Below are 25242 nucleotides of genomic sequence, written 5' to 3' on the forward strand. Positions count from 1 at the left end.
CGCTCATGTTCCAGACATTGCGCACGCGCGACGGGCAGCGCTTGAGCTACGCGGTGGCCGGCGCGCGCGACGGCGTGCCGGTCGCGGTGCTGCACGGCGGCCCCGGCAGCGGCAGTCAGCCGGGCGTGCTGCGGCTGTTCGATCTGAGCCGCTTTCGCGTGGTGCTGATCGACCAGCGCGGCGCCGGTGCATCGACGCCGCGCGGCACTCTGCGCCACAACAGCACCGGCTATCTGCTCGCCGACCTCGAAGCGCTTCGCGCACACCTGGGCATCGCGCGTTGGGGCGTGCTCGGCGGCTCGTGGGGCGCGGCGCTCGCGCTCGCGTATGCGGGGCAACATCCGCAAGCCGTCATCGGCGTGGTGTTGCGCGGGCTGTTCCTGACTTCGGCGCGCGAAGTTCGCGGCCTGTTCATCGGCTCGCGCCGCCGCGCGCCGCATGCGTGGTCGAAGCTGTGCGCGGCCGCGCGCTGCGAACAGCCCGCGAAGCTGGCCGCGCGTTGCGCGGCGACGCTGCGCAGCGGCGTCAGCGACGCACGGCAACGCGCGCTCGCAGTTGCCTGGCATGACTATGAAAACGCGGTGCTGGCGAGCGCCACCGCGCATCGGCGCGAACCGCGCGGCATGCGGGTGTCGCCGCGCGACGCCCGCAAGCTGGTCCGCAAATACCGGATTCAGGCGCACTACCTCGCGCATCGCTGCTGGCTCGGCGAAACCCGTTTGCTGTCGCTCGCGCGCCGCGCGGCGGCGGCCGGCGTGCCGCTCGCCGCCGTCCACGGGTCGCGCGATCCGGTCTGCCCGCCCGCGAATCTGCGGCGGCTGGCGCGCGCGGTGCCGGCGGCGCGCGTCGAAACCGTGCGCGCCGGTCATCTAACCAGCGACCCGGCGCTGCATGCGCGCGTCGCGCACGCGCTCGCCGCCCTATTGCTTCCGGCCATCGAGGAGGGGCGCACCATGCGTCGCGCGGCATGAAGATCAAGGTGCTCGGCTCGTCGGCGGGCGGCGGCTTTCCGCAGTGGAACTGCAACTGCCGCAATTGCGACGGCGTGCGGCGCGGCACGCTGAAGGCGACGCGCCGCACGCAATCGTCGATCGCGGTCAGCGCGAACGGCGAGGACTGGCTGCTCGTCAACGCCTCGCCCGACCTGCTCGCGCAGATCGCCGCGAATCCCGAGTTGCAGCCCGCCAGGCGCGTGCGCGACAGCGGCATCGCCGCGGTCCTCGTGATGGACGCGCAGATCGATCACGTGACCGGCCTCTTGATGCTGCGCGAGCGCGACACGCCGCTGCCGCTGTATGCGACCGACGCGGTCTGGCAAGACCTGCGCACCGGCTTTCCGGTCGCGCCGATCCTGTCGCACTACTGCGGGGTCGAGCATCGCCGCATCGCGCTCGATGGCGCGCCGCTCGCCGTCGACGCATTGCAAGGAATCCGTATCGATGCGCTGCCGCTGTCGAGCAAGGCGCCGCCGTACTCTCCGCATCGCGAGGCGCCCGAGCGCGGCGACAACCTCGGCCTGCTGCTGACCGACCTGCGCTCCGGCAAGCGCGCGTTCTACGCGCCGGGACTCGGCGCGATCGAGGAGCACGTGCTCGCGGCGATGCGCGACGCCGATCTGCTGCTGGTCGACGGCACGCTGTGGACCGGCGACGAAATGATCCGGCTCGGCCTGTCGAAAAAGACCGGCGCCGAGATGGGGCATCTGGCGCAAAGCGGTCCGGGCGGAATGATCGAAACGCTCGATGCTTTGAGCGCGCGGCGCAAGGTGCTCATTCACATCAACAACAGCAACCCGATCCTGGTCGAGGACGGCCCCGAGCGGCGCATTCTCGCCGAGCATGGCATCGAAGTCGCTTATGACGGGATGAGCTTCGAACTTTGAAGCAGGGTCGCAAAAGAGTACGCAAAACAATACGCAATAGACAGTCGCAGTAACGAGGCGCGGCAGTGAACGACGAGACGAAAATAACGGAGAGAGCATGAACGCGAAAGACACCTTCGACACGATCCCGATGCGCGCCGCGAGCGCGTCAGCCAGCGGGTCGGACGCGGACCGGCCGGCATGGAGCCGCGAGGAATTCGAGGCCCAGTTGCGCGCGAAAGGCACCGCGTATCACATCCATCATCCGTTCAACGTGAAGATGAATAGCGGCGGCTGCTCGCGCGAGCAGATTCGGGGCTGGGTCGCGAACCGCTTCTACTATCAGATCAATATCCCGCTGAAGGACGCGGCCGTGCTGTCCAATTGCCCGGACCGCGCAACGCGGCGCCGCTGGGTGCTGCGCATTCTCGATCACGACGGTTACGACGGCGCGGAAGGCGGGATCGAAACCTGGGCGCGCCTCGCCGACGCGGTCGGCCTGTCGCGCGACGAACTGTGGTCGCTCGAACACGTCACGCCGGGCGTGCGCTTCGCGGTCGATGCGTACGTGAACTTCGCGCGCCGCGCGCCGTGGCAGGAGTCGGTGTGCTCGTCGCTGACCGAGATGTTCGCGCCGCAGGTGCATCGCGACCGGCTCGCGAGCTGGCCCGAACATTACCCGTGGATCGACGCGGACGGTCTCGCGTATTTCCGCTCGCGCATCTCCCTCGCGCAGCGCGACGTCGAACACGGGCTCGAAGTGACGCTCGAACATTTCCGCCGGCGCGCGCAGCAGGAACGCGCGCTCGACATCCTGCAATTCAAGCTCGACATTCTGTGGACGATGCTCGACTCGATCGAAAAGGCGTTCCCGCAATGACCGACCTTACCCATGAAGGCGCTCGCCCGGGCGCCGCCGAACCCGCGACGCCGCTGATGATCAGGAAACCGTTCCGGCTGCAATGGGAAGCCGCGCAGAACGCGCACGTGCTGCTGTATCCGGAGGGGATGGTGAAGCTGAACCAGAGCGCCGGCGAAATCCTCAAGCGCTGCGACGGCACCCGCGATGTCGATACGCTGATCGCCGAACTGGAACAGGCGTTCAACGCGACCGGCATCGGCGGCGAAGTGCGGGCTTTTCTCGCCGACGCGCACACACGCGGCTGGCTGGAGTAGCGCGATGACCGATCTTTCTCAACCCGGCGCAATACCCGGCGCGCAGGCCGAAACCGGCGTGCCGCCGCCGCTCTGGCTGCTCGCGGAACTCACCTACCGCTGTCCGCTGCACTGCGCGTTCTGCTACAACCCGCTCGACTACACCGACCACCATCGCGAGCTGAGCACCGCGCAATGGCTCAACGTGCTGCGCGACGCGCGCGCGCTCGGCGCGGTGCAGCTCGGCTTTTCGGGCGGCGAGCCGCTGCTGCGCGACGACCTCGAAGTACTGGTCGAACAGGCGCACAAGCTCGGCTTCTACACCAATCTGATCACCTCGGGCGTCGGCCTCACCGAGCAACGCTTAGGGAACCTGAAGGACGCCGGCCTCGACCATATCCAGCTGTCGTTCCAGGATTCGACCCAGCAGCTGAACGATTTTCTGAGCAGCACCCGCACGTTCGAGCTGAAGCAACGCGTCGCGGTCGCGCTGAAAAAGCACGGCTTTCCGATGGTGATGAACTGCGTGCTGCATCGCTATAACCTGCCGCACGTCGACAAGATCATCGAGATGGCGCTCGCGCTCGGCGCCGAATATCTGGAACTCGCGAACACGCAGTACTACGGCTGGGCGCGCGAAAACCAGCCGCAACTGATGCCCACTCGCGAGCAGCTCGTGGAAGCCGAAGCGGTGGTTGCGCGCTATCGGGCCGAACACGGCGAGCGCTGCAAGATCTTTTTCGTCGTGCCCGACTACTTCGAGAACCGCCCGAAGCGCTGCATGAACGGCTGGGGCGCGGTATTTCTCGGCGTCGCGCCGGACGGCGCCGCGCTGCCATGTCACGCGGCCCGCGGGCTGCCCGGCCTGACGCTGCCGAACGTGAACGACACGCCGCTGCGCGAGATCTGGTACGAGAGCGACGCGTTCAACCGCTTTCGCGGTCTGCAATGGATGAAGGAGCCGTGCCGCAGTTGCGAGGAAAAAGAGCGCGACCTCGGCGGCTGCCGCTGCCAGGCGTTTTTGCTGACCGGCGACGCCGCCAATGCCGATCCCGTTTGCGACAAGTCGCCGTTTCACGAGCAGGTGGTCAAGGTCGTGCAACGCGCGGCCGACGCATCGACTTCTGCAGCGGCAGCAACGGCCCGCGAGCAGCCGATCGTGTTTCGCAACGACGCCAACTCGCGCAGGTTCGCGGCCGCGAGTGGCGCTGCCAACGTCCGCGGCGATCACGGAGGCCAACCATGAGTGCCGACATCATCTCCGTTCTGCTGGTCGACGACCATGCGGTCGTGCGCGAAGGCTACCGGCGTCTGCTCGAACTGAATCCCGATGTCGAAGTGTGCGGCGAGGCCGCCGACGCCGCCCAGGCCTATCAGCGCTTTTGCGCGCTGCGGCCCGACGTGGTCGTGATGGACGTGTCGCTGCCGGGCGCGAGCGGAATCGAAGCGATGCGCCGGATGCTCGCGCGCGAGCCGGCCGCGCGCGTGCTGATCTTCAGCGCGCATGAGGAATCGATTTTCGTGCGCCGCGCGCTCGACGCCGGCGCGCTCGGCTATGTGACCAAGGCCAGCGCGCCCGACGTGCTGGTCGAAGCGGTGCGTTCGATCGCGCGCCGCGCCGGCTATCTGAGCCCGGATATTTCGCAGACCCTGGCAATGCGCACCGCGTTCAACGAAGGGCCGCCGGGACGGCAATTGTCGGCGCGCGAGTTCGAGGTGCTGCGGCTGCTGGTGCAGGGCTACACGCTGCCGAGCATCGCCGAGAAACTCGGACTGAGCCAGAAGACCGTGGCCAATCATCAATCGGTGATCCGCCAGAAGTTCGGCGCCGACAACGGCGTACAACTCGCGCAGATGGCGAGCCGGCTCGGCCTTCAGTTCACCGGCTCGGTGAGTCCGGCCTGAGCGGGGACTCGCGCGCAGAACAGAAAACCGCGTTGCGGCTCGCTGGCGACGTGAAACTCGCCGCCGAGCGCTTCGACGCGCTCGCGCATGCCGATCAGTCCGAGCCCTTTGCGCGGCTCGCTCAGATCGGTGCCGGGGCCGTCGTCGGCCATCGTCACGACGATTTCGTCGATCGGGGTGGAGTTCGCGGCGTCGTGCGCGGTGGCCTCCTCATCCGAGCGCTGCACCGCACGCGGCGCGCGCACCATGAACAACTCCACGCGCGCATTGCGTGCGTACTTCGACACGTTCGTCAGCCCTTCCTGCACGAGCCGGTACAGCGTGATCGTCAGCACGTCGGACAGGCCGCTGAAATCTCCTTCGATCGTCACCGCGAACGATGCATTCGGCAGCCGTTCGCGCCAGCCGTCGACGCAATGCTCGAGCGCGCTCGGCAAACCGAATTCGTCGAGACCGATCGGCCGTAGACGGCGAATCATCCCGCCGATTTCGCGGTACACATGGCTCGCGCTGTGCAGCACGCCGAGCGAGATGCGGTGAATCTCCGGCTCGCGGCCGTTCGACAGATCGCGGATGCGCGCGGCATCGAGTGAGATCGCATTCAGGTATTGGCCGAGTTCGTCGTGCAGTTCGCGCGCCATATGGCGGCGCTCGAGCTCCTGCGCCTGCAATGCCTCACTGGCCAGCCGCCGGTTGTCGGCAAGCAGCCGTTCGGCCTGCTCTTCCAGCGTGCGGCGATGGCGCGCTTCGCGACGCGCGTCGCGGTAGCGGCGCCAGCCGAACCACGCGAGCGCGACCGACAGCACGAACAGCGTGCCGGGCAATTCGTCGAGCTGGAAGCGCTCCAATCCGCGCGTGAAGCGGTACAGCTTTTCGCTGAGGTCGAACGCGGCGCCGAGCGCGGCCGCGAGCACGGTCAGCGCGACGACCCATGTGAGATCGCGCCATACCGTCGACGGCGGCGGCGAGCGTTCTGACGAGGATGAGCGGAGCGGTTCGCTGGACATGGCGTTTGCATTCTAACCAGCGCCGGCGCGCGCGGCGCACTTTTGCGCGGCTTTTGGGAACGCTTCCCGCGCAGATCGGGAAAAGCTCCCGCGCCGTTCGACGGACGCGTATGCGAAGCTTTACGGCATCGCCACAACAACACGCGCAACGCGCGCACGAGCCGGCAGGAGACAACAACAATGAGCATGCGCACACCAGCACGCCGCCCACGGCGCCTGCGGCGGCGGGCCGGCATCACCGTCTGTATCGGCGGCGCTGTCGCGGGGTTGAGCGCCGGCGCGTGGGCGCAGGCAGCGGCCGAAAACCCGACCGGCCCCACCACCCCCACCACCCTGCTTGCGCCGATCGTCGTAGTCGGCACCACGCCGCTGCTCGGCATCGGCACGCCGCTCGACCAGGTGCCGGCCAACGTGCAGACGGTCCACGCGGCCGACATCCAGCAGCAGCAACGCCAGACGCTGACCGACTACCTCGCGAAAAATCTGCCGAGCGTCGACATCGCCGATGCGCAGGGCAACCCGTATCAGATGAACCTGACCTATCGCGGCTTCACCGCGTCGCCGCTGCTCGGCACGCCGCAGGGGCTGTCGGTGTTCGTCGACGGCGTGCGCGTGAACGAACCGTTCGGCGACGTCGTGAACTGGGACCTGCTGCCGCAACAGGCGATCGACACGATCCAGCTGATCCCCGGCTCGAATCCGACCTTCGGCTTCAACACGCTCGGCGGCGCGCTGTCGATCACGACCAAGAACGGCAAGGACGACCCGGGCGGCGAAGCCGAAATCAGCGGCGGCTCGTGGGGCCGCAAGGCCGCGCAGATCGAACAGGGCGGCACGATCGGCCACAACCTCGACTACTACTTCACCGCGAATGCCGCGAACGACAACGGCTGGGCCGAGCAGAACGAAAGCCGCATCCGCCAGGCGTTCGGCAAGCTGCGCTATACCGACGCCGACACTACGCTGTCCTTATCGGCGGGCGGCGCGGACAACGACCTGCACGGCACGCAGACGATTCCGCGCTCGTTCCTTGGCAACCCGAAACAACCGTACACGTACCCGGACCGCAACCAGAACACGGTCGGCTACCTGACGCTGTCCGGCGACCACTACTTCAACGACAACGTCGAACTGAGCGGCAACGCGTATTTCCGGCACTTTCGCAACACCAACACGAGCAGCAACGTCAACGACGACTACGGCACGCTGCAAGACGACGGCGACGTCAACACGCTGCAGGCGACCAACGAAAAGTCGGTGGTCAGCACCGACAGCTACGGCGCGAGCCTGCAATTGACGCTGCTCGGCAAGCTCGGCGGAATGAAGAACCAGTTCATCGCGGGGATGGCCCTCGATGCCGCCAATTCGCGCTTCACGCAGTCGTCGCAGGACGCGGCGTTCACCGCTTCGCGCGCGACGGTCGGCATCGGCGATTTCGCCCAGCAGACTTATGCGAAGACCCACAACACCAACTACGGCATCTATCTGTCGGACATCCTGTCGCTGACGCCGCACTGGACCCTCACGCTATCGGGCCGCTACAACTGGGCCGAAGCGACGATCGGCGACGAAAGCGGCACGCAACCCGAGCTGGACGGCCACCACACGTTCTCGCGCTTCAACCCGGCGGTCGGCATCAACTGGAATCCGACGCCGGGCTTCACCGCGTACGCGACGTACAACGAAGGGATGCGCTCGCCGACCGCGATCGAGCTGGCCTGCGCGGACCCGAACGCGCCCTGCTCGCTGCCGAACGAGTTCATCTCCGATCCGCCGCTCGCGCCGGTCATTTCGAAGACCTATGAAATCGGCGCGCGCGGCAAGATCGGCGCGCACACGTCATGGAGCGCGGCCGCCTACCGGACCACGCTCGATAACGACATCGAGTTCGTCAGCAGCAACGGCGCCGGCAGTTCGCTCGGCTTCTTCCAGAACGTCGGGCGCACGCGCCGGCAAGGTATCGAGCTGGCCGGGCAGACCAAATACGGTCCGCTGACCGTGACCGGCAGCTACAGCTATGTGGACGCGACTTATCAATCGACATGGACCGAAAGCAGTCCGAGCAATTCGAGCGCCGATGCGAACGGCAAGATCACCGTGAAGCCGGGCAATCACATTCCGGGGATTCCCGCGACCACCGTCAAGCTGCGGCTCGACTATCAGGCGCTGCCGAAATGGCGGATCGGCACCAACCTGACGTGGCGCGGCAGCGTCTACGCGCAGGGCGACGAGAACAACCAGGACGCGAACGGCAGGATTTCCGGCTATCTGCTGATCGATCTGGACACCAGTTATCAGGTGACCAAACAGTTGCAGGTGTTCGCGTCGGTGTCGAACCTGCTCGACAAGCGCTATGCAAGCTTCGGCGCGCTCGGGCAGAACTTCTTCACCGGGCCGAGCAATACCTTCAACGGCGCGAATCCGGTCAACGAGCAGTTCGTCGGACCGGGCGCGCCGCGCGGTTTCTGGGTGGGCTTGCGCTATGCGTGGAAGTGACAGCGGCTAGCACGAACGCAACGCGGCGGCCCGTTGCCGCCGCGTTGCACGGGGTCAATGCGCCGGCGCTCCATTCGATTCGATCGAACCGTCGCTGTGCGGGTAGGTGACGATGCCCCATGCGAGCGGCAAATCGCCGATCTGCTTGAGCGGCTGGTAACTCTTCGCGTCGAGCACGTAGACCGCGTCGGAACGGCCGCACGCGACCATCAGCTTCGAGCCGTCCGGCGTGAAGCTGAAGTGCCAGCAGCGCTGGCCCACCGGCACGTCGGCGACGTGCTCGAAGCTGTGGCCGTCGAATACCTGCACGGTCTTGTCGCGCGACGCCGCGACGAACAGCCGGTTGCCGTCCGGGCCGAACGCGACGCCATACGGTCCGAGTTTGGTATCGAGGGTTTTCACGACGTCGAACGTGTGCGCGTCGATCACGACGAACTTGCTCAGCGATTCGAGCGTCACCACGTAGTACTTACCATCGGGCGACAGCCGGATGCCGCGCGGCCGGCCGCCGGGCGCGAGCTTGATCGTCCGGACCGGTGCGCCGGTGCGCGCGTGATAGACCGATACCGTATCGTCGCCTTCGTTGGTGACCAGCATTTGCTCGCCGCCGCGCGAAAACTCGATGCCCTCGGTTTCGTGGCCGCTCGTCACCGAGCGCACCACCTGCCAGTTCTTCATATCGACGATCGCGATTTCGGCCGGCAGCTTGTTGTCGTCGTCATCGGCGCCGCCCTTGCCACTGCCTTTCGCATTCGCGTGTGTTTCCGCGTGTGTTTCCGCATGCGCTTGCGGTTTGCCGTCGGATTTGTCCGCCGCTTGCGAGCCGGCTTTGGCTCCCGACGGGCCGCCGTCCTCGCCGGGCTCGTAGGTCACGTACGCGTAGCCGTTGTGCACCCGCACGTATTCCGGGTTCTTGCCGATCTTCACGCGCTTGACGACCTTCCCGCTGGCCGTGTCGATCACCGCGAGATCGTTGGTGTTCTTGTTGGCGACCAGCAGACGCGTGCCGTCCGCGTTCAGGCTCAGTCCGCGTGGACCGTCCGCCCCGACCGGAAAGGTCTGCGCGAGCGTCATCGTGTCGAGGTCGATCACGCCGACGCCGGCTTTCTCGCTCGTCACGTAGGCGAGCGGCGCGGCCGCCGCGCACGCGGCGCTCGCGGCCAGCGCCAGCGCGCCGGCCAGCGCGAGCGAGCGGCGGGGTCTCCAACTGGGCATGCGGGTCTCCTGCATCGTGTTCTCCGTGGTAACTGCGTGACGCCGCGATCGTTCGCGTCATTTATCGAAGTTAGCCCACCGCGCGATTGTTTGACAACGCGCGGCGCCGGGAGAATTTCCCGAATTGCGCGACGCCGGCCGCCGTGAGTTTGAAATGCCCAGGCAGCGGAGGACAATGAACGCGGAGGTGGCGATGATGCTCCAGGTTGCCGTGACAGGTCCCGCAAAGCCGGTCAATTCCGCGCCCGCTTACCGGCGCGCGGCGCTGGTGCTCGGCGCGGTGATCGGCGCGCACCTGGTGCTGCTGGCGCTTGCGCTGAGCGCGCGCGACACGATCGTCGAGCGGCCGGTCGAGCCGCGCACGATAACCGCGGTGCTGCTGAGTCCCGAGCCGGAGCCGGTGAAGCCGGCGCGTGAGATTGCGCCTGAGGTTGCGCGGCCCACGTCAGTGCTGCCCGCGCCGGCCGTTCCCGCTGCTGCCGTTCCGCCGCCGGTGGCTCATCCTGCCGCCCGCGTGAAGCCGGCGCCGCAGCCGCGTCCGCCCGTACCTCGCAGTGCGGCGACGCCTGTGCCCTCGCCGCCGTCCGCAAGCGCGGCCCCGTCCGCCACGCCGCCAGCGGCCCAACAGGCGGCCACAGCGCCCGCTGCGCCGGCCACGCCAGCCGCACCGACACCCGCGCCCTCCGCGACCGCCACGGCCGCCGCCGCGAACCCGGCCGCCGCGTCGACCGAGCCGCGCAACGTCCCGCACATCGACTGTTCGATTCCGAAACCCGACTACCCGGACATCTCGCAACGCCGCGGCGAACACGGCACGGCCGTGGTGCGCTTCGTCGTCGGCGTGAGCGGGCGGATCGAAACCGCGCAACTGCAACAGAGCAGCGGTTCGACGCGCCTTGACGACGCCGCGCTCGCGGCCGTCCATGCCGGCTCGTGCCAGCCGTACCGCGACAACGGCACGCCGGTGCGCGCCGCATACGCGCAGTCGTTCGTGTTCGGACTGAGCGAGTAACGCGCAGCGAGTAGCGAGTAGCGAGCAACATCGCCGACGAATAGACAGGACCACGTACCAAGGAAAGCGCCATGCAGCCCATCCAACCGATCCAATCGATCCAGCATTACGGAATCGCAAACGTCTGGCAATCCGGCGACCTCGTCACCCGCTGCATTCTCGGCGTGCTGGTGATCATGTCGGTGCTGTCGTGGACGGTAATCGTCGTCAAGCTGTGGCAGGTGCTGCGGCTGCGGCGCGCGACGGCCCGCAACGACGCGCGCTTCTGGAGCGCCGGCCGCTTCGACGACGGCCTGCGCAGTCTCGGCGACCCCGACGCCGACGCGCACGACAACCCGCTGCTCGCGCTCGCGCTGGCCGGCCACGAGGCGGCCACTCATCATCGACAGACGCAGCAGCATCTGCACGACCGCATCGACGTGTCCGACTGGATCACGCGACGCCTGCAGGACACGATGGACGAAACGATCGCGCGGCTGCAAAGCGGGCTCGCGGTGCTCGCGTCGATAGGCAGCACCGCGCCGTTCGTCGGACTGTTCGGCACCGTGTGGGGCATCTATCACGCGCTGATCGTGATCGGCGAGACCGGCCAGAGCTCGATCGATCACGTTGCGGGGCCGGTCGGCGAAGCGCTGATCATGACGGCGTTCGGCCTGTTCGTCGCGATTCCGGCGGTGCTCGGCTACAACGGGCTGACCCGCGCGAACCGCGCGATCGTCGCGCGTCTGAAGCGCTTCGCGCACGGGCTGCACGCGTACTTCGTGACCGGCTCGCAACTGCCGTCGAGCGCCGGCCCGCACATGCGCGTGGTGACGCGCGCCGACAACGCGCAAACGAGCCGCGACGGAGACCTCGAATGGCAATGACCCCGTTCTCCGACGACGACGATCAGGCGCTCATGAACGAGATCAACATGACGCCGCTGGTCGACGTGATGTTGGTTCTGCTGATCATTTTCCTCGTCACGATTCCGGCGCTGCAGCATGCGGTCAGGATCGATCTGCCGCACGCAAGCAGCCAGCCGCAAGCGCTCAAGCCGACGCACGTCGACGTCGCGGTGCAGGCCGACGGCGCGCTGCTCTGGGACGGCCAGCCGGTCAGCGACGACGGCTTGCGCGCACGCATCGCGCAGGCCGCGCTGGCGCAGCCGCAACCGGAACTGCATCTGCGCGCGGACCGCAAGGTGCCGTATGAGCGGGTCGCGCTGGTGATGTCGGCGGCGCAAGGCGGCGGGCTCACGAAGATCGGCTTCGTGACCGATCCGCAGCCGCGCCGGTGAGCTAGCGCGGCGCGCACATAAAGACCGCCTTAGCGCAGGCGAAAGAATCTCTGAGTTTGCGTGGCCTGGCGGCTCGGCTATCGTGGTCCGTATCTGACGGCATCGCGCCGCGCAAGGACCCGACGATGCAGGCCCTTATCTTCGACGTCGACGGCACGCTCGCCGATACCGAATCCGCCCATCTGCACGCATTCAACGCCGCGTTTGCGCAAGCCGGCCTCGACTGGCGCTGGGATCGACCGCTCTACGCCCGTCTGCTGAAAGTGGCGGGCGGCAAGGAGCGGCTGCTCCATTACTGGCGCACGCTCGAAGATTCACAGGCCGACGGCCCGCGCGCGCATGAAGTGGTCGACGCGCTGCATGCGCTGAAAACGCGTCACTACACGGAGCGGATGCGCGACAGCGGCTTGCCGTTGCGCCCCGGCATCGCGCGTCTGATCGACGAAGCAAACGCGGCCGGGGTGCCGGTGGCGATCGCGACGACCACCACGCCGGCCAATCTCGACGCGTTGCTGCAAGCGCATTTCGGCGCCGACTGGCGCAGCCGTTTCGCGGCAATCGGCGACGCCGCCACCACGCCGGAGAAAAAACCGGCGCCGCACGTCTATCGCTACGTGCTGCAACAGCTCGGTCTGCCGGCCGCCACCTGCGTCGCCTTCGAAGATTCGGCCAACGGCCTGCAGGCCGCGCGCGCCGCGCAGGTGCCAGCAATCGTCACGCCGAGCGCGTTCACCGCGCACGAAAGCTTCGACGGCGCGCTCGCGGTCTTGCCGCATCTGGGCGATCCGCATCAGCCGCTGCCCGCGGCGGTGCACGGCGAAACGCAGCCGTGGGTCGATCTGGCGATGCTGCGCCGCTGGCATCGCGCCGCCGCGCGGCACGCGGCGGCAGCCGCGCCAGGCGCGCCGCCCGGCGCACGCGCGAGTGCGAGCACGCACGACGGCGCCAGCGGAAGCGGGAGCGCGTCATGGCACTGAAGCGTCTTTACGATGCAGTCCTGATCGACCTGGACGGCACCATGGTCGACACCGCGCCCGACATCGCCGCCGCGGCCAACCGGATGCTGCAGGAGTTCGACGCCGCGCCGTTGCCGTTCGACACGGTGACCGGTTTCATCGGCAACGGCGTGCGCAATCTGGTGCGCCGCTGTCTTCACGCGACCGGGCTCGACGCGCGGATCGATCTAGAGCATGCGCACGCGGTGTTCGGACGGCACTATGCGCAAACCAACGGCCGGTTGGGGCGCGTGTTTCCGGGCGTCGCCAGCGGGCTGCGCGCGTTGCGGCAGCACGGCTACCGCTGCGCGTGCGTAACCAACAAGCCGGGCGCGCTGGCGGCCGCGCTGCTGGAGAACAGCGGGCTCGCCGTGTTTCTCGACGTGCTGGTGGCCGGCGACACGCTGGCCAGCATGAAGCCGTCGCCCGAGCCGCTGTGGCACGCGTGCCGCCTGCTCGGCGCGCAGCCCGCGCGCAGCGTGCTGGTCGGCGATTCGCCGGTCGATGTCGCGGCCGCGCGCGCGGCGGGGCTGCCGGTGGTGATCGCCGGTTACGGCTATGCGCATGGCGAGGCCGGCGCGTTGCGCGGCGATGCGCTGATCGATTCGTTCGACGAACTACCGGTACTGCTCGCGCGACTAATGCCGGTGATCGCGCAGCTCAACGCCGACGCCAGCGTCAAATAACGCCCGCGCCCCGCGCTACCCCGCCGACAACAAGCCCGCCACCCGCGCCGACTTCGTCTGCACCGCAATGTCTTTCGCGGTCATCCCACGGTTATCCTTCAGCGCGCGGTTCGCGCCGCGCTCGAGCAGCAGTTGCGCGGTCTCCGCGCGATCGTAGCCGGCCGCCCACATCAGCGCGGTCAGATCGTTCTTGTACGCGCGGTTCACGTCGACACCGGCATCGAGCAGACGCGCGACGACTTTCGTCTGTCCCTGCCCAGCCGCGTATTCCATTGCGGTCTTGCCGACCCGGTCGGTCGCGAGCGGATCGGCGCCGTGCGCGAGCAGCAACGCGACGATTTCATCGAAGCCGCCGTAAGCGGCGGCCATCAGCGGCGTGATGCCCGGCGCGCTCGCGTGCTGCACGCTCGCGCCGTGTTCGAGCAGCGTGCGCGCCATCGCGGTATCGCCCTTCTTGCACGCGGTGATCAGCGGCGTGTCGCCGATCCGGTTCATCGCATCGACCGACGCGCCGCGCTGCAACGCGGCCAGCAGCGCCTGCGGGTCGTCGTCTTTGGCGGCCGCCAGCAGTTGCCGGTTGATCTCTCCCTGATCCTGCGCGGCCGCCGGCACGCCCGCGCCGAACATCCCGGCAAGCACGACGGCCAGCGCGACGGCCGGCGAGAACGAACGCACGAGTAGCGGTTTCATCGCGTCTCCCCCCGTGTCACTGCAAATTGTTGATATAGGCGGCGAGGTTGTGGATGTCGTCGTCGCTCAGATTGCGCGTCACGCTGGTCATGTTGCCCGCGTCGTTGGTCCGCGTATGCGAGCGGAAATCCTGCAACTGCTTGACGATGTACTGATAGTGCTGGCCCGCGACGCGCGGAATCTCGTTCTGCCCGGCAAAACCGCCGAGATGGCACATCGTGCACAGCACTTCGGCGGCTTTCTTGCGGCCCGCGTCGATGCTCGCGCTGTCGGCCTTGTACGGCACCGGTACGAGCGTCTGCGCGGCGAAGTAGTCGGCCAGATCCTGCATGTCCTCGCGCGACAGGTTCGCCGCCATCGGCGACATGCGCGGATCGCTGCGTCGGCCGTCCTTGAAGTCCTTCAGTTCGAGATACAGATAGCGCGCGCTCTGGCCGGCCAGACTCGGATAATCGGGCGTGGTCGAATTGCCCATCGGCCCATGACAGGCCGCGCACACCTGAGCCTTCGCCTGGCCCGCCGCGGCATCGGCGCGCGCGGCCGGCGGCAGCGCCGCGGCCAGCAAGCAGCCGCACAGCACTGCCGCGTTGGCGAGGCGCGCCGGCAGCGGCAGCGCCACGCGGGCAATTACCCCCGGTCCGCGCGCCGTCATGGCAGCGCGAACACGATCACGCTATTGCCGCGCTTGAAGTCGAGCTGGGTATTGCCGCCCGCCGCCACCGCGATGTACTGCTTGCCGTTCACCGTGTACGACACGGCCGGCGCATTGACGCCCGCGCCGCACTGGAACTCCCACAGCTTCTTGCCGTTGGCGGCATCGAACGCGCGGAACAGGCCGTTGCCTTCGCCGTTGAACACGAGCCCGCCGGCGGTCGCGAGCACGCCGCCGATCAGCGGCTGTTCGGTCTTGTAGTCCCACGCGATCTTGCCGGTGTCGATGTTGACCGCCGACAGCTTGCCCCACTGCTGCTCGCTCGGAATCGTCTTGAACGCGCCGCCGAGCCACAGCTTGCTGCCGCCCGGGTAAGCGGCTTCCTCGACCTGGTAGGTCATCGGCTGATGCAGGTTGGCCGCGTAGACGAGCCGCGTGTGCGGATCGAACGCAATCGGCGACCACTCGACGCCGCCGTTCGCGCCCGGCAGCATCCGCGCGCCGGCCGCGGTCGGCAGCGTCCACATGTTTTCCTGCGGAATCATCGCCTGCGAGAAGCGGATCAGCCGGCCGGTCGCGCGATCGTGCACGTACACGTGGCCGGTTTTGCCCGCGTGCACGACGCCCGGAATCATCTTGCCGTCGGTGTCGCGCACGTCGACGAGGACCGGCGGACTCACCGCGTCGAGATCCCACACGTCATGCGGTACGTACTGGTAGTGCCATTTGTATTTGCCGGTGTTCAGATCGATCGCGACAAGCGAATCGGTGTACAGGTTGTCTCCCGGGCGGATCGCGCCGTACAGGTCGGGCGACGGATTGCCGACCACGAAGAACACCGTTTGCGTTTGCCGGTCGATCGCCGGCGTCATCCACACGCCGCCGCCGAGCGTCTTGTAGAAGTCACCGCCCTTGTCGGCCAGCTGCTTCTTTTCGGCGGCGATGTCGCGTTTCTCGTCGCGGCCGGTCGCGTCCTTGGTTGCCCATACGCCTTCATGGCCGCTGTCCGGAATCGTGTAGAAGGTCCACAGCAGGTCGCCGGAATTCGCATCGAACGCTTTGACGAAACCGCGAATCCCGTACTCGCCGCCGTTCGTGCCGATCAGCACCTTGCCGTCGACCACCGCCGGCGCCATCGTTTCCGAATAGCCCTGGTCGGGGTCGGCGATTTCTTTCTGCCACACCACGTTGCCGGTCTTCGCGTCGAGCGCGACGAGCTTGGCGTCGAGCGTGCCCATATAAAGACGGTCGCCCGAGATCGCGACGCCGCGATTGTTGGGCCCGCAACAGAATGTCGTGACCGGCCCCATCTTGTGCTTGTAATGCCAGAACTCCTTGCCGGTGGTCGCATCGACCGCGTACACGTGGTTGTACGAGGTGGTCAGGAACATCACGCCGTTCGACACGATCGGCGCGGTTTCCATCGACTCGTTGACCGCTGTCTGCACAATGAAAGCTGGCTTCAGCCTGGCGACGTTGGTGCGGTTGATCTGCGTGCCCGGATAAAAGCGCGTCTGCGCGTACGAGCCGTTCGAATGCAGCCACGCCGCCTGATTGCCGGCGGCGCGGTCGAGCTGATCCTGACTCACCGGTTGCAGCGTCGCGGGCACCGGCGACGCGGTGACGGTCGTGGTGTTCTGAACTTCGTCGGCGGCGTACACCGCGGGCAGGCCGAACGCGACCGCAAGCAGTGGCAGGCCGACAATTCCTTGAATGCGCTTGATGGGCATGAGCGTCTCCGTGCTTTTTATGTGTTCCGATGAATTGCAGCGCAGGAATGCGGCAATCGTCCACGCGCGATGCGGCGTGGAAAAGCAGGATGGCGCAACCCTTCGCAGTCAACAAAAGCGTACGACTCGAATCGTTTATGGCCTTGTCACGACGGGTCGGCTTCGCAGAGTGGGGAGAGGTGACGCACGGGTCCGCGGAAAACCGGCTCGCTTAAGCGTAGACGATGCGGTGCGGATTTCCTAGCGTAAATCGGCGCATAAAATTAGCCAGATAACGCCGGTTCTTCTTTTATTTAAGGTGCTCAAACACAGCGTGTGAGCGCGCGTTAACGGCAAAACCGCCGGCCCCCTTGCGGAGAACCGGCGGCTACATTCAACGATACTGAACCGACACGCCGCGAATCGTCGATTCCACCGCGAAGCGGTCGATCACCTCCTTGACCTCAGGATCGATAAACTCCGCGCGTCGATAATCGACGACCAGCTTCGTGTTGTCCGGCACATGCGCGAGACGCTCTTTCAGTCCGACCGCCACCGCGAACAGTGCGTCCTTGCGGAACGACAGCAGCATGTGATCGTCGTGCTCGACCATCGTGAACGGCCGGCGGATATTGATCAGCAGAACGAACACCAGGCTGCAGATCACCCCGAGACAGATGCCGATCAGCAGGTCGAACACCAGCACGCCGCCGAGCGTGAAAAGAAACGGTACGAACGACACCTTGCCCTCGCGCGCGACGTGCACGAACAGCGACGGCTTCGCGAGCTTGATACCGGTGGCGATCAGAATCGCCGCGAGGCTGGCCAACGGGATCAGGTTGATCAGACCGGTGAGCAGAAACACGCTCGCCAGCAGCAGGATGCCGTGCACGATCGCCGACATGCGCGTCTGGCCACCCGCGCTGACGTTCACCGAGCTGCGCACGATCACCGACGTAATCGGCAGTCCGCCGAAGATGCCGGCCACCATATTGCCGACGCCCTGCGCCTTCAGCTCCTGATCGGCCGGCACCTTGCGTTTGGCCGGATCGATCTGATAAAGCGCTTCGAGACTGAGCAGCGTTTCCAGACTCGCGACGATCGCCAGCGTGACCGCGAGCTTCCACACGTCGAAGCTGACCAGCTGCTCGACGCGCGGCAGCGAGAACCCTGCGAACAGATCGCCGAGCGACGACAGCGACGGCAACATCACCCGGTGCCCGGCCGGCGGCGCGAACTGCGGCGCGCTCGAATTGAGCAACAGCACGGTGACGATACCGAGCGCGACCACCACCAGCGGCGACGGAATCAGCCGCAGAATGCGCACGCGCTTGATGGCCGGCTTGTCCCACACCATGATCAGCGCGACCGACACGACCGCGATCACGCACGCGACGATCGACACCTGGCCGAGCGGCGTATCGATCATCCCGCCAGGCAGCGCATTGACCGGTGTGTCCGAAATGCCCAATGCAACCGGGAGCTGCTTGATCACGAGCAGCACACCGATCGCGGCGAGCATCCCCTTCGTGACCGACGCCGGCACGTAGCCCGCGAACCGGCCGGTTTTCAGCATCCCGAAGCCGACCTGCAGCAGACCGGCCAGCAACACCGCGACCATCAAACCCTGGAAGCCGCCGACCCGCTCCATGCCGGTCACGACGATCACGATCAGGCCCGCGGCCGGACCGCTGACGCTCAGTTGCGAACCGCTCAGCAACGCCACGACCAGCCCGCCGATGATCCCGGCCAGCAAGCCGGCGAGCGGATCGACGCCCGACGCATTGGCAATCCCGAGGCACAGCGGCAACGCGACAAGAAACACCACCACTCCGGCAAAGCCATCTTGCGGCAGCGTGGTCAGATACTTTTTGAAACTCATTCATTCTCCCGGCATGTTCTTGTTAGCGGCGCACAAACAAAAAAGGCGCACCCGCGATGCGGGTGGCCATGTGCGCGCGCGCAGCTTCATTCGTCGGTGGGATCGAGCACCTTGATCAGGCCGCTGCGAGTATCGAAGATCCACCCGTGTATCTTCGGCGGCTGCGGCGCGTCGCGGATCACGTCCATCGCGCGCAGCGAGCGCACCTGTTCGAGCACGTTCAGCTCGGCGAGCCGGTTGGTCTTCGCGTCGACGTCGGCCAGCCGATCGAGCTCGCCGCCGCAGCGACAGGCTAGTGCCCTTAACGGTCCGATGCGTCTGCCGACATGCGGCAGCTCGTCGGGCGCCGGCAGCAGCGACGCGCGCACGCCGCCGCAGCCGTAATGGCCGCACACGACGATCTCCTCCACCTGCAGCGCGACGACCGCGTATTCGATCACGCTCATCGCACTGGGATCGTCGGGCGACACGATGTTGGCAATGTTTCGATGTACGAACAGGTCGCCGAGCCCGCAGCCGGTCACGGATTCAGCCGGCACCCGGCTATCCGAGCAACCAAACCACAGCACCCGCGGCGACTGCCCGCGCGAAATCCGGCCAAACAGCGTAGAGTCGGCGAGCGCGGCTTCGTACGCCCATACCTTGTTTTGCGCCAGCATTTGCGTTGAATATTGCATCGCGTGATTTCCTTCATGTACAGCGGGTAGACAAACCATCCGCACGCGGTGCGAGCGCGCGCGGATGAACCCGAAAAAAAATCCAGCGGCGGGCGCCGAGCGAACCCGCTTGAGTTAACCGATGGTTCGTCAGTTGCAAGCCTCACGATCGAACCTCGCGGCCGCCGGCAAATCAGGAACCGAAGTAGACGTTGCAGTAGCTGACCGGCCCGACGCAATCATCGGTACGGATCTGCGCGCGGCCCGACTTCGGCATACCGGACTTCGGCGCACCGGACTGGCTGGTGCCGCGCGCCTCCGGTCCCTCGCCGCTGGTCGCGGCGGTGGCCGCCGTTGCGGTCTTCTCGCTAGTCTTCCTGTACTGATGCTCGTAAATGCGCGCGACTTCCGGATAAGATGCATCCGACACAGCTGCCGTCCAACCATTCTTCTGTGCTTCGATCAGTTCCTGATAAACCTGTGCTCGAGTTTTCGCGAAACTCGGGTCCGCGAATGCGGTTTGGATGGAAGCACCCGCCAGAACAATCGCAATTACCAGTTTGGCATTCATATGTTTCTCCATTGAATGAGGCACCGGGGCGGTACCACTTGGGACTATTCTGCCTGGTACTCTCCGCGTCGTTCTGACATGAACATGACTTTTACGTCATCAAGCGAAATCCCTTTGTCTCAAAATTAATCGGCTCGCACGCGGCCTAATATCTTGAAATAACTGCGATTTTCAACAGTGCGTTTCAGATGGAACTATTCCGATAATCGTGCGGTCCCTTTAAGCTGAGTCCTATACGGAGGCGCTGATTGCGCATACCGTCGCGACGCAACCCCCGTGGTAGTCAGCGGCGGTTCCGCTCCGTTCCATTCATCCCGTTGTAATTCCAGGTGCGCGCGTGCCGGTCATCGGCAGCGCAACAACCTGCTTTCTGCTCGACAACAATATGAAAATTCTGATCGTGGAAGATGAAGCCAAGACCGGTGCCTATCTGAAAATGGGCCTGACCGAAGCCGGATTCGTGTGCGACTGGGCCGAGGACGGCATTACCGGTTTGCATCTGCTGAAAACGGAAGAATACGACCTCGCGATACTCGACGTGATGCTGCCCGGTATCGACGGCTGGACCGTGCTCTCCGAATTGCGCAAGAGCCATCGCACGCCGGTACTTGTGCTGACCGCGCGCGACGAAGTGAGCGACCGCGTGAAGGGCTTCGATATCGGCTGCGACGATTACCTCGCGAAGCCCTTCGATTTCGCCGAGCTGCTCGCCAGAATCCGCTCGCTGCTACGGCGCGGCAATCAGCACGGTCTCGAAACCTCGGTGCTGCGCGTCGCCGATCTCGAACTCGATCTGGTGCAGAGAAAAGCGCGCCGGCAAGGCGTGCCGATTCTCCTGACCGCGAAAGAGTTTTCGACGCTCTGGCTGCTGATGCGCCGTCAGAATGAAGTGCTGCCGCGCTCGCTGATCGCCTCGCAGGTGTGGGACATCAACTTCAACTGCAACACCAATATCGTCGACGCGACAATCAAGCGGGTGCGCGCGAAAATCGATAAAGACTACGAACCGAAGCTGATTCACACCGTGCGCGGAATGGGCTATGTGCTCGAAGACCGGAGCGAAGTATGCGTGTGATGGGCCGCTTCGTTCCGCGCACGCTGCGCGCGCGGCTGGCCATTCTGTTCGCGCTGACCACGTCGGCGATTCTCGCGTTGAGCGGTCTCGTGCTGTACAAGGTGCTGGACCGCTCGATCACCGTGTCGTCGGAACAGGCGGTGATCAACAATCTGAACAGCGTGATCGTGCGCCTCGAACACGACGTGCCTGCCGAAGCGATCGCCGACAACGACCGCTCGGTCTACATCCCGTCCGGCACCGAAGAACACACGGAAATCGCGATCTATGACCACAAGGGCAACCTGCTCGCGTCGAGCGCGGGCTACCTGCCGTACGCGCCCGCACTCGCGGCGAACGCGCAGGGCACCTCCGAAGTCATCGCGGACAGCGCCGGCGCGCGGCGCTATGGGGTGGCTGAAACGCAGGTGCCGGCGGATCGCCAGGACGCGCTGCGGATCGTCGTCCAGCACGACCTGACGCAGGAATGCGAATTCCTGCGGCGCTCGGCGTTGTTCATTCTGGCGGTCGTACTGGCGGCGTCGGCGGCAGCGGCGGTGATCGCGTGGCAAGTGGCCTCCGTCGCGCTGCGGCCGTTGCGCAATTTCGCCAGACAGGCGGACGAGATCTCGTGGAACCGGCTCGCGCATGCATTGCCGAAGGACGACATGGCCGGAGAATTGAGCGAACTGGCCGAGTCGTTCAACCGGATGCTCGCGCGTCTCGATCACTCGTTCACGCAGCTCGCGCAGTTCTCGTCGGATCTCGCGCACGACATCCGCACGCCGCTCACCAACCTGCTCGCGTCCGCGCAGATCGCGCTCGCGCGGCCGCGCTCGGCCGAGCAGTACCGCGAAGTGATCGAGTCGGGCGTCGAGGAGTATCAGCGGCTCTCGCATCTCGTCAACGACATGCTGTTTCTCGCGCGGGCCGACAGCAAGCAGCAGCGGCTCGATCTGAGCCGCGTCGATGCCGGCGCGCAGATCGATGCGATCGCGCGGCTCTATGAACCGATGGCGAACGACGCCGGCGTCGCGATCGAGGTGCACGGCTCGGCGGACTTCGCCGGCGACGAGCGGCTGGTGACGCGGGCGATTCACAACCTGCTGTCGAATGCGATCACCCATGCGCCGGCCGGCTCGGTCGTCACGATCAGCGGCGAGAATCGCGGCGAGCAGGCGGTGCTGTCGGTCGCCGATACCGGTCCGGGGATCGGCGCCGAACATCTGCCGCGCATCTTCGACCGCTTCTATCGCGTCGATCCGGCGCGCCACAATCCGGGGCTCGGCAGCGGTCTCGGCCTCGCGATCGTCAAGTCGATCATGGAAAAGCACGGCGGCAGTTGCCACGTGGACAGCGTGCCCGGCGTCCGGACCGTGTTCACGCTGTGCTTTCCGCGCGAGCAGCAGCTCGCGCCGGGTTGATTTCTCGCACACGCGATGCGTGCGTCGCGCTGAGCTCGGCACGCTACGCGCGGCGGCTTTCCCGTTCGAGGCTCAGACGGAACTGGCGGCAGCCGAACCACAGCAGCACTGTCGCGAGGAGTGCCGCGACTAGGCTGACCACCGACATCGAATGTCCAACCGCGAGCGGCGAGCCGAACACCTTGTCGGTCAACAACGCGACCAGCGTCGTGCCGGCGCCGAGACCGATCAGGTTCGAGATCAGCAGAAACACCGCCGAAATCTGCGCGCGCATCTGGTTCGGCGCGAGCGTCTGCATCGCGGCGGTCGAGGTCGGCATCGGGAACGACGCGAAGAACATCGCGATCACCAGCAGCGTCAGCGACACGCCGAGGCTATCGACCTGCGTGAACGCGGCGGCCGGCAGCGCCATCGCCGCCGCGCCGATGCAACCGGCGAGCATCGGGCCGTCGCTGCGCCCGCGACGCAGCAGCCAGTCGTTCAGCCAGCCGCCGCAGAACACGCCGGCGGTGTTGGCCACCAGCAGGATCGTGCCGAGCGTATAGCCCGCCTCCACCGGCGACATCCCGAAGCGGCGGATGTAGAACGCCGGCGTCCAGCTCATCAGGCAAAACAGCGTCATCGCATAGAACGAAAAGCCGACGTAGTGGCAGAAAAACGTTTTGCCATGCGAACGGATGAAGCGCGCGGAGTCGGCCAGCGACACGCGCCGCGCGTTGCCGCTCGCATCCTGCACGAGCCCTTTGCGCTGCGGATCGCGCACGGTCAGGATGAACAGCAGCGCGACCAGCAGACCCGGCAAGCCGACGATAAAGAAGGTGACCTGCCAGCCGTGCACGTCGCCGACGATCGGCAACGTCACCATCGAAGCCTGTTTCAGCAGCGCGATCACATAGCCGCCGATCAGAAACGCGATCCCGCCGCCGATGAACGAACCGAGCGAATAGACGCCCGCCGCGCGGCCGAGTTTCTCCTTCGGGAAGTAGTCGGCAAGCATCGAGTACGTGCCCGGCGACAGCGACGCTTCGCCGACCCCGACGCTCATCCGCGCGATGAACATGTGCACGAAGTTCTGGCTGATCCCGCACGCGGCGGTCGCGACGCTCCACAACGCGATGCCGGTCGCGATGATGCGCGGCCGCGCGAAGCGGTCGGCGAGATACGCGAGCGGAATGCCCATCACCGCGTAGAACAGCGAGAACGCAAAACCGTGCACGAGACTGAACTGCGTATCGGTCAGATGCAGATCGCGCTTGATCGGCTCGATCATCAGCGCGAGCACCTGGCGGTCGACGAACGAGAAGATATACGCAAGCATGCAGATCAGCACGACATACCACTCGTACGCGTAACCGCGCGTGCGGACCGGGCTGGTTGCAGCGGGTGCGCTCGCTGTGCTGGCTGCGCGCGGCGCGCTGCTCGCGCTGGCGGGTGCGCTGGCGGGTGCGCTGGCGGGTGGGCTGGCGGTGGGGTTCGTCATCGCAGGTTCTCCGGGGTATCGATCTTTTGTTGTGAGTGCGAACCAGCGTACGCAAACAAATTTCCGCAACAAAGGTGGCTGTGCCCTTGTTGATACGGGGGCAATTACCGACCCGGCTAAAGGTTTTACCAGGCGCGCGCGTGGCAAGCCACGGCCACACGGGCGTTCAGGGCCTGCACACGGGCCGCCGCGGCGCGTATCAATCGCATCTATAAGTGATATGCGCCCGCTTTGATCGACGGCCACTATTGGTCTTCCTAGACTCGCCCCGGTTTTATCCGGCAACTCCTCGCGCACCGCGCAGGCTTTGCCGGCTGTTCGACAAAACACGCGCTTCGCGGCTTTTTTGTGCGAGGCGACGATCAACGATTCTCGCCGGGACGACAGAATGACCAACTGGAAGTGGTGTATTTCGCTGGCGGGCATGGCCGCGGCCATGCCGGCGCTCGCGCAATCGAGCCTCACGCTATATGGCCGGATCGATACGTCGATCGAATTCGTGAACTTCGGGCCCAATCACGTTGCGCGGATCGGCGGCGGCAATCTGTTCGCGAATCAATGGGGCTTGAAAGGCGTCGAAGATCTGGGCGGCGGCTATGCGACGATCTTCAAGCTCGAAAACGGCTTCAATTCGGCCACCGGCGCGATCAGCGGCAACGGCGCGCTGTTCGGCCGCGAAGCCTGGGTCGGACTGACCGGGCCGTTCGGCGGCTTGCAGGCCGGCCAGACCTATACGATTCTGCACACGTCGCTGGTCACTTACAGCCTGCCCGGCTACGGCGCCGGTCTCGCGTGGGGCAATGCGGCGAACAACTTCGTGCTGCCGACTTTTCTGCGCACCAGCAATACGCTGCGCTATACGTCGCCGCGCCTCGCCGGCTTCCTGCTGCGCGCGACCGCGTCGCGCGGCGCGAACGGCGCGACCAACGTGCCGTCGACGCTCGGCGACAGCTATGGCGCGGGCATTAACTACGGGAACGGGCCGCTGTCGATCGATATCGATTACATGCAGCAGGAGTTCAGCACCGCGTCGGCGGCCGCGTTGTCGCCGGCCAGCCCGACCGCCACCGGCAATTACGCGCTCGGCGCGATCTCGTACGACTTCGGCTTCGTGAAGCCGGCGTTCGTCTATCTGCGCCATCGCGGCGGCCCGGACGTGACGACCGCGGTGACCAGCGCGTTCTCGAACCCGCACAACGACTTCTTCGAAGTGAATGCGACGGTGCCGCTCGGGCGCGCGTCGCTGCTCGTGAGCTACGGCCACTATCACAAGATCGCCGACAGCGAAGGCAATGCCGACTCGTACGGACTGCGGCTCGACTATCCGTTGTCGAAACGCACCGTCCTTTATACCGGCGCGGCGATGGTGCATAACGGCGAGCACGCGGCGTTCACGATCAACGGCGCGGGCGGCGGCGGTGTGGCCGTGGGCAAGCCGGGTGCCACCGCCAGCTCGATCGTGGCGGGGGTGCTGACGTCGTTCTAAAGCCGCGCGGCGCGTGTCGGGGCGTTC

24 protein-coding genes are annotated in these 25242 nt (G+C 66.1%); 15 read left to right on the plus strand and 9 right to left on the minus strand.

The window, feature by feature from the left end; translation table 11 throughout:
* The first annotated feature begins 5 nt into the window (after positions 1–5).
* The 6 genes from LJ656_RS30990 (at position 6) to LJ656_RS31015 (ending at position 4921) form a co-directional block, all read left to right on the plus strand.
* Positions 6–971 (plus strand): alpha/beta fold hydrolase, encoded by a 966-nt coding sequence (locus tag LJ656_RS30990; RefSeq protein ID WP_230513282.1) that lies wholly within the window; start codon positions 6–8, stop codon positions 969–971.
* Positions 968–1882, plus strand: coding sequence for a pyrroloquinoline quinone biosynthesis protein PqqB (gene pqqB, locus LJ656_RS30995; RefSeq protein WP_230513283.1), 915 nt, complete (start codon positions 968–970; stop codon positions 1880–1882). The genes LJ656_RS30990 and pqqB overlap by 4 nt, the downstream gene beginning before the upstream one ends.
* Before the next feature lie 97 nt (positions 1883–1979).
* Complete coding sequence (pqqC, locus tag LJ656_RS31000; protein WP_230513284.1) at positions 1980–2741, plus strand: pyrroloquinoline-quinone synthase PqqC; 762 nt, start codon at positions 1980–1982, stop codon at positions 2739–2741.
* Entirely contained in the window at positions 2738–3037 is a 300-nt protein-coding gene (gene pqqD / locus LJ656_RS31005; RefSeq protein ID WP_425606046.1) for a pyrroloquinoline quinone biosynthesis peptide chaperone PqqD, read from the plus strand. Before pqqC ends, pqqD begins: the two co-directional genes overlap by 4 nt.
* 4 nt (positions 3038–3041) lie before the next feature.
* Positions 3042–4262 carry a pyrroloquinoline quinone biosynthesis protein PqqE gene (gene pqqE, locus LJ656_RS31010; RefSeq protein ID WP_230513285.1) on the plus strand — a complete coding sequence of 407 codons (1221 nt, stop codon included), beginning with the start codon at positions 3042–3044 and terminating at the stop codon, positions 4260–4262.
* The gene (locus LJ656_RS31015) at positions 4259–4921 is read left to right on the plus strand and encodes a response regulator transcription factor (RefSeq protein ID WP_230513286.1); all 663 of its coding nucleotides are present in this window, start codon (positions 4259–4261) and stop codon (positions 4919–4921) included. The genes pqqE and LJ656_RS31015 overlap by 4 nt, the downstream gene beginning before the upstream one ends.
* Here LJ656_RS31015 and LJ656_RS31020 read toward each other — a convergent pair.
* Positions 4891–5928 carry a histidine kinase gene (locus tag LJ656_RS31020; RefSeq protein ID WP_230513287.1) on the minus strand — a complete coding sequence of 346 codons (1038 nt, stop codon included), beginning with the start codon at positions 5926–5928 and terminating at the stop codon, positions 4891–4893. The two genes, LJ656_RS31015 and LJ656_RS31020, sit on opposite strands and share 31 nt — an antisense overlap.
* 180 nt (positions 5929–6108) lie before the next feature.
* Here LJ656_RS31020 and LJ656_RS31025 point away from each other — a divergent pair, with 180 nt between their 5' ends.
* Positions 6109–8424, plus strand: a complete 2316-nt coding sequence (locus tag LJ656_RS31025; RefSeq protein WP_230513288.1) for a TonB-dependent receptor — start codon at positions 6109–6111, stop codon at positions 8422–8424.
* Between the two features lie 54 nt (positions 8425–8478).
* Here the strand turns inward: LJ656_RS31025 and LJ656_RS31030 are convergent, their stop codons facing one another.
* Positions 8479–9654, minus strand: coding sequence for a YVTN family beta-propeller repeat protein (locus tag LJ656_RS31030; protein WP_425606048.1), 1176 nt, complete (start codon positions 9652–9654; stop codon positions 8479–8481).
* 178 nt (positions 9655–9832) lie between these two features.
* Between LJ656_RS31030 and LJ656_RS31035 the strand changes: the two genes are divergently transcribed.
* The 5 genes from LJ656_RS31035 (at position 9833) to gph (ending at position 13611) form a co-directional block, all read left to right on the plus strand.
* Positions 9833–10651 carry an energy transducer TonB gene (locus LJ656_RS31035; RefSeq protein ID WP_230513290.1) on the plus strand — a complete coding sequence of 273 codons (819 nt, stop codon included), beginning with the start codon at positions 9833–9835 and terminating at the stop codon, positions 10649–10651.
* A 98-nt stretch (positions 10652–10749) separates the two neighbouring features.
* Positions 10750–11517 (plus strand): MotA/TolQ/ExbB proton channel family protein, encoded by a 768-nt coding sequence (locus LJ656_RS31040; protein WP_230513344.1) that lies wholly within the window; start codon positions 10750–10752, stop codon positions 11515–11517.
* Positions 11508–11930 carry an ExbD/TolR family protein gene (locus LJ656_RS31045; protein WP_230513291.1) on the plus strand — a complete coding sequence of 141 codons (423 nt, stop codon included), beginning with the start codon at positions 11508–11510 and terminating at the stop codon, positions 11928–11930. The genes LJ656_RS31040 and LJ656_RS31045 overlap by 10 nt, the downstream gene beginning before the upstream one ends.
* A 125-nt stretch (positions 11931–12055) precedes the next feature.
* A complete protein-coding gene (locus tag LJ656_RS31050; protein WP_230513292.1) occupies positions 12056–12907 on the plus strand; it encodes an HAD family hydrolase in 852 nt (283 codons plus the stop codon).
* Positions 12898–13611 carry a phosphoglycolate phosphatase gene (gene gph / locus LJ656_RS31055; RefSeq protein WP_230513293.1) on the plus strand — a complete coding sequence of 238 codons (714 nt, stop codon included), beginning with the start codon at positions 12898–12900 and terminating at the stop codon, positions 13609–13611. The genes LJ656_RS31050 and gph overlap by 10 nt, the downstream gene beginning before the upstream one ends.
* Before the next feature lie 15 nt (positions 13612–13626).
* Here the strand turns inward: gph and LJ656_RS31060 are convergent, their stop codons facing one another.
* The 6 genes from LJ656_RS31060 to LJ656_RS31085 all read right to left on the minus strand — a co-directional run bounded on the left by LJ656_RS31060 (position 13627) and on the right by LJ656_RS31085 (position 19771).
* Positions 13627–14301, minus strand: coding sequence for an ankyrin repeat domain-containing protein (locus LJ656_RS31060; RefSeq protein WP_230513294.1), 675 nt, complete (start codon positions 14299–14301; stop codon positions 13627–13629).
* 16 nt (positions 14302–14317) lie between these two features.
* Positions 14318–14953, minus strand: coding sequence for a c-type cytochrome (locus LJ656_RS31065; protein ID WP_230513295.1), 636 nt, complete (start codon positions 14951–14953; stop codon positions 14318–14320).
* Entirely contained in the window at positions 14950–16683 is a 1734-nt protein-coding gene (locus LJ656_RS31070; RefSeq protein ID WP_230513296.1) for a pyrroloquinoline quinone-dependent dehydrogenase, read from the minus strand. The genes LJ656_RS31065 and LJ656_RS31070 overlap by 4 nt, the downstream gene beginning before the upstream one ends.
* 373 nt (positions 16684–17056) lie before the next feature.
* Positions 17057–18544, minus strand: coding sequence for a SulP family inorganic anion transporter (locus LJ656_RS31075; RefSeq protein ID WP_230513297.1), 1488 nt, complete (start codon positions 18542–18544; stop codon positions 17057–17059).
* A gap of 86 nt (positions 18545–18630) precedes the next feature.
* Entirely contained in the window at positions 18631–19221 is a 591-nt protein-coding gene (locus tag LJ656_RS31080; RefSeq protein ID WP_230513298.1) for a carbonic anhydrase, read from the minus strand.
* A gap of 172 nt (positions 19222–19393) precedes the next feature.
* Positions 19394–19771, minus strand: coding sequence for a DUF4148 domain-containing protein (locus LJ656_RS31085; protein ID WP_230513299.1), 378 nt, complete (start codon positions 19769–19771; stop codon positions 19394–19396).
* A gap of 385 nt (positions 19772–20156) precedes the next feature.
* Between LJ656_RS31085 and LJ656_RS31090 the strand changes: the two genes are divergently transcribed.
* A complete protein-coding gene (locus LJ656_RS31090) occupies positions 20157–20846 on the plus strand; it encodes a heavy metal response regulator transcription factor (protein ID WP_230513300.1) in 690 nt (229 codons plus the stop codon).
* On the plus strand, positions 20837–22249 hold the full coding sequence (locus tag LJ656_RS31095) for a heavy metal sensor histidine kinase (RefSeq protein ID WP_230513301.1): 1413 nt from the start codon (positions 20837–20839) through the stop codon (positions 22247–22249). The genes LJ656_RS31090 and LJ656_RS31095 overlap by 10 nt, the downstream gene beginning before the upstream one ends.
* A 43-nt stretch (positions 22250–22292) precedes the next feature.
* On the opposite strand, the gene LJ656_RS31100 is transcribed toward LJ656_RS31095, so the two are convergent.
* Positions 22293–23729, minus strand: a complete 1437-nt coding sequence (locus LJ656_RS31100; RefSeq protein WP_230513302.1) for a spinster family MFS transporter — start codon at positions 23727–23729, stop codon at positions 22293–22295.
* 388 nt (positions 23730–24117) lie between these two features.
* Between LJ656_RS31100 and LJ656_RS31105 the strand changes: the two genes are divergently transcribed.
* Positions 24118–25215 carry a porin gene (locus tag LJ656_RS31105; RefSeq protein WP_230513303.1) on the plus strand — a complete coding sequence of 366 codons (1098 nt, stop codon included), beginning with the start codon at positions 24118–24120 and terminating at the stop codon, positions 25213–25215.
* Positions 25216–25242: the final 27 nt, after the last annotated feature.

The sequence above is a fragment of the Paraburkholderia sejongensis genome, from assembly GCF_020880815.1.
Classification (GTDB): Bacteria; Pseudomonadota; Gammaproteobacteria; order Burkholderiales; family Burkholderiaceae; genus Paraburkholderia; species Paraburkholderia sejongensis.